The organism is Nocardiopsis sediminis (assembly GCF_042650565.1).
Taxonomy (GTDB): Bacteria; Actinomycetota; Actinomycetes; order Streptosporangiales; family Streptosporangiaceae; genus Nocardiopsis_B; species Nocardiopsis_B sediminis.
In genome coordinates this window covers 107,728-119,741 of record NZ_JBHSBH010000008.1, presented here as the reverse complement: position 1 = coordinate 119,741, position 12,014 = coordinate 107,728, and the positions used below count along the sequence as shown (strand labels likewise).

14 protein-coding genes are annotated in these 12,014 nt (G+C 71.6%); 7 read left to right on the top strand and 7 right to left on the bottom strand.

What is annotated here, in order from left to right; genetic code table 11:
* Positions 1 to 7: 7 nt before the first annotated feature.
* The 3 genes from ACFOVU_RS12385 to ACFOVU_RS12375 form a co-directional block, all read right to left on the bottom strand.
* A complete protein-coding gene (locus tag ACFOVU_RS12385) occupies positions 8 to 316 on the bottom strand; it encodes a GNAT family N-acetyltransferase (RefSeq protein ID WP_378533038.1) in 309 nt (102 codons plus the stop codon).
* Between the two features lie 290 nt (positions 317 to 606).
* The gene (locus ACFOVU_RS12380; RefSeq protein ID WP_378533036.1) at positions 607 to 1,074 is read right to left on the bottom strand and encodes a MarR family winged helix-turn-helix transcriptional regulator; all 468 of its coding nucleotides are present in this window, start codon (positions 1,072 to 1,074) and stop codon (positions 607 to 609) included.
* Between the two features lie 150 nt (positions 1,075 to 1,224).
* Positions 1,225 to 2,145, bottom strand: coding sequence for an NmrA/HSCARG family protein (locus tag ACFOVU_RS12375; protein WP_378533034.1), 921 nt, complete (start codon positions 2,143 to 2,145; stop codon positions 1,225 to 1,227).
* Positions 2,146 to 2,295: 150 nt separating this feature from the next.
* Here ACFOVU_RS12375 and ACFOVU_RS12370 point away from each other — a divergent pair, with 150 nt between their 5' ends.
* Positions 2,296 to 2,652: a MerR family transcriptional regulator gene (locus ACFOVU_RS12370; protein WP_378533032.1), complete on the top strand. Its 357-nt coding sequence runs from the start codon at positions 2,296 to 2,298 to the stop codon at positions 2,650 to 2,652.
* Between the two features lie 21 nt (positions 2,653 to 2,673).
* On the opposite strand, the gene ACFOVU_RS12365 is transcribed toward ACFOVU_RS12370, so the two are convergent.
* Complete coding sequence (locus ACFOVU_RS12365; protein ID WP_378533030.1) at positions 2,674 to 3,615, bottom strand: DUF5996 family protein; 942 nt, start codon at positions 3,613 to 3,615, stop codon at positions 2,674 to 2,676.
* Between the two features lie 24 nt (positions 3,616 to 3,639).
* Positions 3,640 to 4,365 carry a flavodoxin family protein gene (locus tag ACFOVU_RS12360; RefSeq protein WP_378533028.1) on the bottom strand — a complete coding sequence of 242 codons (726 nt, stop codon included), beginning with the start codon at positions 4,363 to 4,365 and terminating at the stop codon, positions 3,640 to 3,642.
* A gap of 406 nt (positions 4,366 to 4,771) precedes the next feature.
* Here ACFOVU_RS12360 and ACFOVU_RS12355 point away from each other — a divergent pair, with 406 nt between their 5' ends.
* From ACFOVU_RS12355 to ACFOVU_RS12345, 3 genes are all read left to right on the top strand, one after another.
* Positions 4,772 to 5,956, top strand: a complete 1,185-nt coding sequence (locus ACFOVU_RS12355) for a CE1758 family FMN-dependent luciferase-like monooxygenase (RefSeq protein WP_378533026.1) — start codon at positions 4,772 to 4,774, stop codon at positions 5,954 to 5,956.
* 58 nt (positions 5,957 to 6,014) lie between these two features.
* Positions 6,015 to 6,740: a CE1759 family FMN reductase gene (locus ACFOVU_RS12350; protein ID WP_378533024.1), complete on the top strand. Its 726-nt coding sequence runs from the start codon at positions 6,015 to 6,017 to the stop codon at positions 6,738 to 6,740.
* A gap of 198 nt (positions 6,741 to 6,938) precedes the next feature.
* Positions 6,939 to 7,682 (top strand): class I SAM-dependent DNA methyltransferase, encoded by a 744-nt coding sequence (locus tag ACFOVU_RS12345; RefSeq protein ID WP_378533022.1) that lies wholly within the window; start codon positions 6,939 to 6,941, stop codon positions 7,680 to 7,682.
* 58 nt (positions 7,683 to 7,740) lie between these two features.
* On the opposite strand, the gene ACFOVU_RS12340 is transcribed toward ACFOVU_RS12345, so the two are convergent.
* Both ACFOVU_RS12340 and ACFOVU_RS12335 read right to left on the bottom strand, forming a co-directional pair.
* Positions 7,741 to 8,631 carry a hypothetical protein gene (locus tag ACFOVU_RS12340; protein WP_378533020.1) on the bottom strand — a complete coding sequence of 297 codons (891 nt, stop codon included), beginning with the start codon at positions 8,629 to 8,631 and terminating at the stop codon, positions 7,741 to 7,743.
* A gap of 105 nt (positions 8,632 to 8,736) precedes the next feature.
* Entirely contained in the window at positions 8,737 to 9,426 is a 690-nt protein-coding gene (locus ACFOVU_RS12335) for a helix-turn-helix domain-containing protein (RefSeq protein WP_378533018.1), read from the bottom strand.
* 248 nt (positions 9,427 to 9,674) lie between these two features.
* Between ACFOVU_RS12335 and ACFOVU_RS12330 the strand changes: the two genes are divergently transcribed.
* The 3 genes from ACFOVU_RS12330 to ACFOVU_RS12320 are packed head-to-tail and all read left to right on the top strand — an operon-like array spanning position 9,675 to position 12,014.
* Positions 9,675 to 10,667, top strand: a complete 993-nt coding sequence (locus ACFOVU_RS12330) for a sugar kinase (protein ID WP_378533016.1) — start codon at positions 9,675 to 9,677, stop codon at positions 10,665 to 10,667.
* Positions 10,652 to 11,413 (top strand): IclR family transcriptional regulator, encoded by a 762-nt coding sequence (locus tag ACFOVU_RS12325; RefSeq protein WP_378533014.1) that lies wholly within the window; start codon positions 10,652 to 10,654, stop codon positions 11,411 to 11,413. Before ACFOVU_RS12330 ends, ACFOVU_RS12325 begins: the two co-directional genes overlap by 16 nt.
* Complete coding sequence (locus tag ACFOVU_RS12320; RefSeq protein ID WP_378533012.1) at positions 11,400 to 12,014, top strand: bifunctional 4-hydroxy-2-oxoglutarate aldolase/2-dehydro-3-deoxy-phosphogluconate aldolase; 615 nt, start codon at positions 11,400 to 11,402, stop codon at positions 12,012 to 12,014. The genes ACFOVU_RS12325 and ACFOVU_RS12320 overlap by 14 nt, the downstream gene beginning before the upstream one ends.

Sequence of the window (12,014 nt, the reverse complement as noted above, 5' to 3'; positions counted from 1 at the left end):
CGGCCGTTCAGTCGCTGACCTTGCTGCGCGACCGGTAGAGCAGGTCCTGGTATTCGGGATGACGGGCGATCCAGCCCGAGAAGAAGGGGCAGGTCGCCAGCACCCGCAGGTTCGCGGCCCGCGCCTCGTCAAGGGCGGTGCGGGCCAGAGCGGATCCGACTCCCCTGCCCTCGTACTCCGGCGTGACCTCGGTGTGCACGAACGCGACGAGTTCTGACGTACGGATGTACTCCGCGACGCCCGCGACCTTGGGCTCTCCGTCAACGCGGGCCTGGTAGCGCTTCGCCTCGGGCACGTCGCTCACTTCGACCGCCATACGTCCTCCTCCGGGGTCGGTCGACCATGCCACCACACTAACCGGATTCAGTTGATCCATCAACTTATTCCACGCAAGGCGACGCGCACCATCGCCGCTCCCGGCACCATCGAAACCCCACTTCAAGCGAGCATCTGCGACAGCCTCACGCCGCTACGATCGATGACAGGTCAACCGAAGTTCACCGATGCACGTCCAGGCAGGCGCGAACGGCACGGTTCCGCGCGTCGGCGGTCGTGGCAACCGCCGGCGCCGGCACGGCCCCTCGACGAGAACTCCGTATCGCCCGTTCAGTCCAACTGGTTCAGCATGTGGTCCGAGACGCGCTGGGAGAGCCGGCCGAACGTGCTGAGTTGGTTCGGGGTCAGGGCGTCGATGAACAGACGGCGGACGTGCTCGACGTGTATGGGCGCGGCCTCTGCGATCGCCTTGTAGCCGTCCGGAGTGACGACGATGAACGCTCCGCGCGCGTCCTCCGGGCACTCCTCCCTGACCACGAGCCCGCGCTTCATCATCCGCGTGGTCTGGTGGGACATGCGGCTCTTCTCCCACTCCAGGAGCTTGGCCAGCTCCAGAACGCGCATCCGCCCGCCGCCCGTTTCGGTGAGATTGTGCAGCACGATGAAGTCGGAGGCGGACATCCCGGAGTCCGACTGGACGAGCCGGGACAGCCGCCCCATGAGCGTCTCCTGCATGCGGATGAAGCTGTCCCAGGCGGCCTTCTGATCCGGATCGAGCCAGCGTGGCGTCGCGTTCATAATCGCAGTGTAACGACATGGTTGACGCCTCATCCATTCAAGTCGACGTCACGGCGACGCGCCCATCAGCGAGCCAACGTCCGCCGTACCCAAGCCCACGCAGTTCAGGCCCCGCCCTGAGGGCAGGCCCGATCGCCCATAGGGCCTGCTTCAGCGCAGGGAGAAGCCCGTGTCCGTGGAGCGGAGCGCCGCTTCGAGAAGGCGCGCGCCAGGGCCCGTCAGCCAGTCCTCGAAGCGCAGCAGGAAGGGGAACTCCGCGCGCAGCGCGTCGAGGTCGGCGTTTCCCGCCAGCCTGCCGTTGTCGGCGAGCGCCGCCACCTTGCCGAGGACCTCATCCTGCGCCAGCAAGGTCTCCGGCAGGCGGCTGTAGCCGATCGGGCGGCCGGCGGCACGGGTCAGGTGCCCGGCCAGGGCGTTGCCGGTGAGGGCGTCACCGGCGATCTCCGTCGTTCGGCCGGCGTACCGGTCGGGTGAGCCGAAGACCGCGGCGACGACCTGGCCGATATCGCATACCGCGATGAACTGCATGGCCTGGTCGGGCCGCATCAGGAAGGACAGGTGTCCCCGGTCCAGGCCCGTCCCGGGTTGCACCAGGATCTCCATGAACGTGGCCGGCCGGATGATGGTGGTGTCGATGCCCAGGTCCCGGACATGGGCTTCGATGCGGCCCTTGACGTCGAGGTGAGCGACGCCCGTCGGTGTCGGCCCCACAGCGACCGTCGAGCTGTAGACGAGGTGGGCGACGCCGCAGCGCTCGGCGGTGTCGGCGACCGTCGTGCCGAAGCGGACCTCGTCTTCGTCGGTCACGCCGGAGCCGGCCTGGCCGGAGTTCGGCTGGACGCTGAAGACCCCATGGGCGCCGGAGAACGCCGCGCGCAACGACTCCGGATCGCCGAGGTCGCCGCGGACGGTCTCGACGCCGGCGGCGGCGAGGGAGCGGGCCCGGTGGCCGGAGGGATCGCGCACGAGAGCGCGCACCGCCCACCCGTCGGCCCGCAGCGCCGCGGCGACCGCTCCTCCCTGCTGTCCCGTGGCGCCCAGGACGACGACGGTTCCGCTGGTTTCGGTCATGCCGACCACGCGGCGCCCTCCTCGATCACGGCCGTGTTCCTGATGCGCACTGCTGTTCCTTCCTGGGGGTGGAGACGTGAGTGGCGCTAGGCTAAAAGCTGACGCCAACGTCAGGTGCAAGTCGGACGTGCCACCGAATCAGGAGGACGGGTGCGGATCGGAGAGGTCGCCGCGAAGGCGGGCGTCAGCGTCCGGGCGCTGCGCTACTACGAACAGCAGGACTTGCTGCACTCCACCCGGAATCCGGGTGGCCAGCGTCAGTATCCGGCCGGTGCCGTCGAAAGGGTCAGGCTGATCCAACGGCTCTACCCCCAGGGCCTGCCCAGCAGAACCATCCGCGAGGTCCTGCCGTTCGCCGACTCCGGCGAAGCGCCACCGCAACTGCTGGACCTGCTCGAGGCCGAGCGCGACCGCCTCGACCGGCAGATGACGGACCTACGGCAAGCACGCACCCGGCTGCACGCCTGCATCACCGAGGCCCGCGACCAGGACCCGCGCCCTCACTGATCGCCTGCCCGTGTCGTTTCCTCAAGACGCAGGGGTCTCCTGCCACCGGAAGGGATTGTCCTCCAGCGCGGAGCGGTCCCAGTGCCCGCGGTCCGCGGCCGCCTCGTAGGTGGTGCGGAGGAATTCGGCGACCGCGCGGTCGGGGTCGGGGGCGGCGCGGGCGACCTCATAGGGCAGCAGGAACTGCTGGAATTCGCTGCTGAAGTACGCGCCTTCGGGGCCGGCCGGCTGATCGGCGAACCCGTCGGGTTCGGGGTAGGCGTAGGAGTAGAAGGCGCCTTCCTCACCACCGCCGGGCCAGAACCCGCAGCTGGACAGTTCCCGGGAGTAGCCTTCGACCATGACCCAGTCGCCGCAGTTGGGCGCTCCGCCCGGGTGCGGCGGAGCCGGCCGCCCGGAGAAGCGGGTGCAGGCGAGATCCATCGCTCCCCAGAAGAAGTGCACCGGGCTGACCTTGCCGACGAAGTGCGACCGGAACTCGCCGATCACCCGGTTCGCCTGGAGCAGCTGACGCCAGAACAGGGTGACCGCCTCGCCGTCGTAGGAGGCGTGGTCGTGGTCCTCGGCGAAGGGGATCGCCGGCTCGACCTCGTTGGGGTGCGGCCGGATCGGCGCCTCGATCCCCAGCCGGCCGAGCATGTCCATGACCCGGGCGTAGAACTCGGCGACCGGCATCGGACGCAGCGGGAGGCTCCGCGCCCCGCCGTCACTGCTGCGGACCTCGAGCCGGTGGCCGACGAAGTCGAACTCGATCTCGAAGGCCCCGTTGCGGTAGGGGATGGTCGACGTCGTCAGCCCGCGCGGGCTGACGTAGAACGTGACTTGCCACCAGTGGTTGATCAGCGGAGCGTGGGCCATGCGGATCTTGCCCACGATCTGCGTCCACATGTGCAAGGTGTCGCGGGTAGGGGTCCAGTCGGAAACCCGCAGGCTCGGCCAGCTCATCGTTGCCGGGACGGACATCGGTTCGCACTTCCTTCGCGGCGCTCAGCGGTATTCGGGATTGGCGCTGCCGGGGCGGGAGCCGGCGTCCCAGGCCGCGCGCTGGTTTCCGTAGGCCGGGAACCCACCGGAACGCCGGATCATCGACGCGACGTGGAGCAGGTTGTAGGTCATGAACGCGACGTTGCGGTTGGTGAAGTCGTTGTCCGGGCCGCCGGAGCCCTCGTCGAGGTAGGAGGGGCCGGGGCCGACCTCGCCGAGCCAGCCCGCGTCGGCCTGGGGCGGGACCGTGAACCCGATGTGTTGCAGGCTGTAGAGGATGCTCATCGCGCAGTGCTTGAGGCCGTCCTCGTTGCCGGTGATCAGGGCGCCGCCGACGCGTCCGTAGTAGGCGTACTGGCCGTGCTCGTTGAGCACGCCGGAGTAGCCGTAGAGCCGCTCGATCACCCGGCGGGTCACCGAGCTGTTGTCGCCGAGCCAGATCGGTCCGGCGATGACCAGGATGTCGGAGGCAAGGACCCGGTCCAGAAGCGCGGGCCATTCGTCGGTGTCCCACCCGTGCTCGGTCATGTCGGGGCGGACTCCGGTGGCGATGTCGTGGTCGACGGCGCGGATCTGATCCACGCCGACCCCGTTCGCCTCCATGATCGCCACGCTGCGGTCGACCACGCCCTGGGTGTGGCTGCGCTCGGGGGAGCGTTTGAGGGTGCAGTTGATGTACATCGCGCGCAGCCCGGTGAAGTCGGGCTTGTCGGTCACGGATGCGGTCATGGGTGTCCCTCCGGGGCGGTTGCGACGTAGTGGATGTGGGCGGTCGGCGGGCAGGCCGGTGGACGGCCCGCAGGAGTGGACCTCCCGGGCCGCCCGGCGACGCGGCCGGCCAACGCGGTTCAGCTACCCGAGTGGCCGCCGGTCATGGGCTCGGCCAGGTCGTCGCCGTCGCCGGCTCGGACCACGAGTCCGGCGAGCCGACGCCGCGGACCGGAAACCGCCGTGGTCGCCCGCCTCCGTCATGGGTGGACGACCGTCCGTCGTCCTGGGGTTCCAGGCCGAAGCCGACGGAGGAGGCGGTGGTGGTGGCGACGTCGGAGACGCCCGCCGGCACGCCCGCCGGCTCCGGTGGCTGTTATACAGTGATAGAAGTGGACAGGTCAACTAAACCGAGAGGACCCCCACCGTGCAGTTCGGCATCTTCACCATCGGCGACATCGCCCCCGACCCGGTCACCGGGCGGACGCAGAGCGAGGCCGAACGCATCCGCAACATCGTCCGTATCGCCCGGCACGCCGACGAGCTCGGCCTCGACGTCTTCGCGCTCGGCGAGCACCACAACCCGCCCTTCATCCCGTCCTCGCCACCGGCGATCCTGGGCCACGTCGCGGCGGTCACCCGCACCATCGTCCTGAGCACGTCGGTCACGCTGATCACGACCAACGACCCGGTCAAGATCGCCGAGGACTACGCGACGGTCCAGCACCTCGCCGAGGGCCGCCTGGACCTCATGCTCGGGCGGGGCAACACCGGGCCGGTCTACCCGTGGTTCGGCAAGGACATCCGCGACGGCGTCGCGCTCGCGCTGGAGAACTACAACCTGCTGCACCGGCTGTGGCGCGAGGACGTCGTGGACTGGGAGGGCGGGTTCCGCACGGCGCTCCAGGGGTTCACATCGACCCCGCGGCCGCTGGACGACGTGCCGCCGTTCGTCTGGCACGGCGCGATCCGGAGCCCGGAGATCGCCGAGCAGGCCGCCTTCTACGGCAACGGCTATTTCGCCAACCACATCCTGGCGCCCAACTTCCACTTCAAGCCCCTGGTGGACCTCTACCGCAAGCGCTTCGAGCACTACGGGCACGGGACCGCCGACCAGGCGATCGTGGGGCTCGGAGGGCAGGTGTTCATCGCCCGCCGCTCCCAGGACGCCTACGCCGCGTTCCGTCCCTACTTCGAGAACTACGGTCTCTTCCGCGGGAGCCGCCTTGACGACTACGCGAGCCAGACGCCGCTCAGCGTCGGCAGCCCCCAGGAGGTCATCGACAAGACCCTGACCTTCCAGGAGGGGTTCGGCGACTACCAGCGCCAGCTGTGGAACCTCGACGGTCTGGCCCTTCCGGTCGAGACGGCGCTCGAGCAGGTCGAGCTACTTGCCACCGAGGTCGTCCCGGTGCTGCGCCGCGAGCTGGAGTCCCGCCGTGCACCCGGTGTCCCCGACGCGCCCACGCACGCCACGCTCGTGCGGGCGAAGTACGGCGACGCCGAGCCGCGTCAGCCGCGGCCCAATCCGAACCGGGGCGACAACCTGTCCGGGGACTCCCCCTACCAGGACAGCGACCCCAAGGCGCCGGCCCGCTACCCGGCCGTATGACCACCGCCCACCCGGCCGCAGACGCTCCCGGACCCGGTAGGAAGAAGGCAGGACAGTCATGAACGATCACCTGACGCAGCCCCGCGCGGGCGGGCCCGAGCCGGTCCGGCTGGTCGTCGTCAGCGCGGGGGTGAGCGATCCCTCGAGCACGAGGATGCTCGCCGACCGCGTCGCGGGCAAGGCCCTCGAGGCCCTGCGCCGCGGCGGCCGCGACGCGACGGCGAGCGTGATCGAGCTGGCTCCGATCGCCGGCGACATCGCGCGTGCGGTCGTCGCAGGCCACCTCGACGGCCCGGTGCAGGAGGCCGTCGACCGGATCGCCGCCGCCGACGTGCTCGTCATGAGCACGCCGGTCTACAAGGCCGGCGTCAGCGGCCTGTTCAAGTCCTTCGTCGACGTCCTCGACGACGACCTGGTCATCGCGACCCCGGTCGTCCTCGCCGCCACCGCCGGCAGCGAACGCCACGCCATGGTGGTGGACGACCAGATGCGCCCGCTGTTCGCCTTCCTGCGGGCGCTTCCGGTCCCGACGTCGCTGTTCGCGACGCCCGACGACTGGGCCTCACCGGCGTTCACCCGCCGCATCGAACGCGCCGCGGGGGAACTGGCCCACCTGGTCGACGCCGGGATCCGGACGACCATCGCCGACTCGGAATGGGACGGCTACCAGCACCGCTTCGCCGGCAACGCCACCCGCTCGCAGCGGTCGGTCGACGACGTCGACTTCGACACCGATCTGATGCGCCTGGCAACCGGCGGCGCACCTAGAGCTGACCAGCGCTGAGACGATCGAGAACCGGCCGCGGCGATTGCCGCGGCCGCATAGGTTCACCGGATCGGTCGATTTACAGGTGGTTCGAGTAGAAGCCGGCGAGCCGGTCGGCGGCGGCGTCGACGTATCCGGCCCCTCCCCCGCCGCCCCCGGGCACGATTCGGGAAAACCCGTCGACACCGCCGCGCGTTTCGGGGATCGTTGACCGGCATGCGACAGGACGAGATCTGGGACGACGAAGCCGCCCGGAGCTATGACACCCCGGGCGTGGGCATGTTCGCGCCCGAGGTGCTGGAACCCGCCGTGGACCGCCTGGCCGAACTCGCCGGCGGCGGGCGGGCACTGGAGTTCGCCATCGGCACCGGCCGGGTGGCGGTTCCGCTCGCACAGCGGGGGGTGCCGGTCACCGGCATCGAGCTGTCGCGGCCGATGATCGAGCGGCTGCGCACCAAGGCCGACGAGGATGCGATCCCGGTCGTCACCGGCGACATGGCGAGCGCCCGCGCCCCGGGCGAGTTCCAGCTCGTCTACCTCGTCTTCAACACGATCTCCAACCTGCTCACCCAGGACGGGCAGGTCGCGTGCTTCCGCAACGCCGCGCGCCACCTCGTCCCGGGCGGACGGTTCGTCATCGAGCTCGGGGTCCCCGAGCTGCGGAAGCTTCCCCCCGGCCAGGACGGCGCGCTCTTCGCGTCCGACGCCGGCTACGTCGGCCTGGACACCTACGACGTCGTGCGCCAGCACCTCGTCTCCCACCACTTCCGGTTCGGCGAGGGCAGGCAGGCGCGGGTATTCCGCAGCCCGCACCGCTACATCTGGCCGGCCGAGCTCGACCTCATGGGCCGGCTGGCCGGGTTCGAGCTGGAGTCCCGGCACGCCGACTGGCGGGGCGCGGAGTTCACCGCCGAGTCGCGCTCCCACGTCTCCGTCTACCGGCTCCCCCACGGCGCGTAGCAACGGGGGCCGCCGGGAGGGCGGTGCGCGCCTGCCCGCCCCCGGAGCGGTCCGCGCCTCAGCGCCCGTTCAGGCGCAGCACCGCGACCGCTCCGGCCGTGGCGTAGCCGCGCCATTCCAGCGACGCGGCGGGCGAGTAGGAGGTGAAGTCGACCTCCCATCCCCCGTCGGGCCGCTGCCCGCGCTCCAGGCGGTCGAGGTCGTCCGATACGGCGCCCGGGTCGAGCAGGCCGCGGACCGGACGTCCGGGCTCGGGCGCGTAGGTGAGCGGGCCGATCGTCTCGCCCTCGGCCCCGCCGGCGACGGGCAGCGCCCCATCGTCCGGGACGAACTTCCCGAGGTGGTCGAGGAGGTCGAGCGCCTCAGGGTGGGTGTCGGAGGCGATGTCGACGAGCTGGAGCGCGAAGGCGAGCACGTAGGCGAACGGCGCTTCGTCGAGGCGGCCGATCGCGTCGAAGCAGTACCGCGTCGCCCTTGCCAGCCACGGATGGCCGCCCACGGTGGCGTCCCAGCGCGCGACGCGATGGGCCTGCGTGGCCACCGCCGCCGTGATCTGCAACGAAGACTCCGCGGGGTCGGCGTGGACCCAGAACGGGGCGCACGCCGCGGGGTCGGCGATCGGCAGCGCGAACGGCAGCCCGCCGTCCTCCAGCGTCACCGCGTCCAGCCAGTCGAGCAGGGCGGCCGTGTGCGGCGAGGCCGCCGGTCCGGCGTCGGCGAGCGCTTCGAACGCGTGCTGGGCGCCGCCCGGCTGGCTCTCGGGGGCGCGCAGATCGGGTTCGAGCCCCCATCCGTAGCCGCCGTCGGGGTTCCGGTAGGCGTCGAGTCCGTCGATGATGGCCTGGCGGGCGGCGTCGCCACCGGTGATGGCGGCCTCGAAGCGCCGCCGGTCGAGGATTCGCGCGTGCGCGGCCATGAACGATTCCGCGCGGCCCAGGTCGATACTCATGGGGCAACCCTGTCACCTGCGGCTGCGCGGGTCTTGGACGAAACGGCCAGCAGGCGCGGCGGATGGGCGGTGAAGGCCCGGAGGCCGCCCTCCCGGCGGCGCGGGCTAGGCGGCGCGTGCCAGTGCGGCGGGCGTCCGGCCGGTGAGCCGTTTGCTTTCGCGGTTGAAGTGGGCCTGGTCGGCGTAGCCCGCGCGTGCCGCCGCCTCGCTCAGTGGCAGGCCCGCTCGGGCCATGTGGGCGGCGTGCTGGAAGCGGTGGATGCGCGTGAGCGTCTTGAGGCCGTAGCCGAAGAGCCGGTCGCTGAGCCGGTGCAGCGACCGCTCCGGCAGGCCGTGGCGCTCCGCCGCCTCGCGGACGCTCAGGCCCTCGCGCGCGGCGCGGTCGAGGGAGGCGGCCGTCCGGAGAGCGGAGCGCTCGGGGTCGGCCCGCGCCCATAGGGCGATGAAGACCCGTTCGAGCGCGTCGGCCGCGTCGTCCTCGAACCACCGCGCGTCGTGCCCGGGCGGCGCGACGAGGTCCGACAGGTCGACGCGCCGATCGGTCAGCTCGTGTGCGGGCACACCGAGGAGCGCCGGGGCCACGCCGGGGGCGAGCCGCAGGCCCCACGTCACCGCCCCGGGCCGGGTCTGGGCGACCATCGCCCGGGTATCAGGGCCCGCCACGACGAGGCGCCCCTGGAACCACATCAGGTCCATCGCGCCGTCGGGGGCGACCGGCTGCTCGGGGCCGTCGGAGCGCACCCGCCACAGCGCGGCGCCGGTCCGGGCGCCGCGTCGTGCCGTGTAGCTGCCCATGCCTCATCCGCTCCCGTCGTAGGTGACCATCGTAGGCCGCGGGCGCCCGCGGCCCGGGGTGCGCGCCCACGGCGGACGGGCGGTGCCGCCTCTCCTGGTTTCCGCGAGTGGCCGCGCTTGGGCCGTTGACAGGCCGTCGGCGATGCGGGCAACCTGGCTTTTGCATATACTGACAAACCGTTGCAGCATATGCAATCACCGGCGGCAGGCGCCCCCGCCCCCACATCGACCAGGAGTGGAACCGCACGATGCACGACGTCGACCTTCTCGCCATCGGCGAGACGATGGTCATGGTCACCCCCCGCGACGGCGGCCGGCTGACCGCCGGCGCCGACTACGCCCTGAGCCCGGGGGGCGCGGAATCGAACGTTGCGGCGCTCATGGCCCAGCTCGGCCACTCCACCGCGTGGGCCAGCGCGGTGGGCGACGACCCGCTCGGCGACATCGTCGTCGGCTCCCTGCGCGGCCACGGGGTGGACGTCGGCCTCGTCCGCCGCGACCCGCACCGGCCCACCGCCGTCTACTTCAAGGACCCGGCCCCCTCGGGGACCAGCGTCCACTACTACCGGTCCGGGTCGGCCGCCTCCGCGCTCGGCCGCGACGACCTCGCCGAATGGCGCTCGCGCCCCGCCGCGGTGGTGCACGTCTCGGGGATCACGGCCGCGCTCTCGGAGCAGTGCCGCGACCTGCTCCGCCACATCGTGTTCGACCGGCCGCTGGGCGGGCTCGTCAGCTTCGACGTCAACCGCCGCCCCGCACTGTGGGGCCCCGACGGCGGCGCCGACGAGCTGCTGGCGCTCGCCCGGCGCAGCGACATCGTGTTCGTCGGCCGCGACGAGGCCGAGGCGCTGTGGGGCACCTCCGACGCCGAAAGCGTGCGCGACCTCATCGACGCGCCCCGCTACCTGGTCGTCAAGGACGCCGACATCGAGGCCGTCGCCTTCACCCCGGAAGGGACCGTCCGGGCCGCCTCGCGCCGGGTCGATGTCGTCGACCCGGTCGGCGCCGGCGACGCGTTCGCCGCGGGCTGGCTGAGCGGCCTGGTGGACGACCGTCCCGAGAGCATGCGCCTGCGGATGGGCCATTATGTGGCCTCCCGGGTCCTGATGTCCCCGTCCGATTTCGCCGAACTGCCGCCGGCCGGCCGTGTGGCCGAGATCGTGGAGACCGGGCCGCAGCCGGGCGCGGACGACGACCGCGCCCGTGACCCTAGGAGCGATCTCCCGTGTCACAGACCGTAGCGCGCGCCATCGACATCATCGGCTTCGTCTCCCGCCAGGGCCGGTCCCTGGGCGACGTCGCCGAGCACCTCGGTGTGCACAAATCGACCGCGCTGCGGCTGTTGCAGACCCTGGAGGAGAGCGGGTTCGTCCGGCGGCTGCCGGAGGGCGGCTACGGGATGGGGTTCCGGCTCATCGCCCTCGGGCAGATGGCGCTCGACCAGGTCGAGGCGCGGTCGCTGGCCCACCCCGTCCTCCAGGGGCTCAGCGAGCGGTCCGGGCACACCGTGCACCTCGGGGAGCTCGTCGGCGACCAGGTCGTCTACGTCGACAAGATCGAGGGGCGCGGCAGCGTCGCCATGGGGTCGCGCATCGGCCTGCCCGCCAAGACGCACACCGCCGCGGTCGCCAAGGTCATCACCGCCCACCAGGACGCCGCCACCCGCGCACGCATCCTCGACGGCGCGACCTTCCACCGCTACACCCCCACGACCGTCGTCGACCGCTCCGAGCTGGAGCGTGAACTGGACCTCACCCGCGAACGCGGCTGGGCGGAGGACCGCGGGGAGCACGAGGACTACATCAACTGCCTCGCCCTGCCGGTCTTCGACGCACGCGGGAGGGTCGCGCACGCAATCTCGGTCACCGCACTGAGCGCCGTCGCACCGCTGCCGGAGCTCCGCGCGCACATCGACGACTTCCGGCAGGCGACCATTCAGGTGTCCAGGAAACTGGGCTGGAGAGGGGATCCGAGTGGACAGCGCTGAATTCTTCGATCACCATTTGGCACGCAACCCGGTTCTGGGGATCTTCCGCAATCTCGGACCCGAGGAAACGGTCGAGATGTGTGAGAAGGCCTGGGAATTCGGGGCCGAACTCGTCGAGGTGCCGGTCCAGTCGCCCGAGGCGCTGCCCGCTCTGCGGGCGGCGCTGGCCGCGGCCGAGCGCCGCGGCCGCAAGGTCGGCGCGGGCACCGTGACCACGGTCGACCAGCTCGCGGCGGTGAGCGAGCTGGGCGCCGCCTTCACCGTCGCGCCCGGCCTCAACGGCGACGTCGTCGCCGAATCGCTGCGCCGCGGGATCCCGCACCTGCCCGGGGTGGCCACCGCCACCGAGGTCGGCACGGCCCTCGGCTACGGCCTGACCTGGCTGAAGGCCTTCCCCGCACGCCAGCTGGGACCCGGCTGGATCACCGCCCACCTGGCCCCGTTCCCCACTGCACGCTTCGTCGCGACCGGCGGCATCGACGCCACCAACGCCGCCGCCTTCCTCGCCGCGGGCTGCCGCGGTGTCGCCGTCGGATCGGCCCTGTCCGACCCCGACGCCCTCCAGAGGCTGAACGAGGCCATCGGCGCCGCCGGCCGCTGA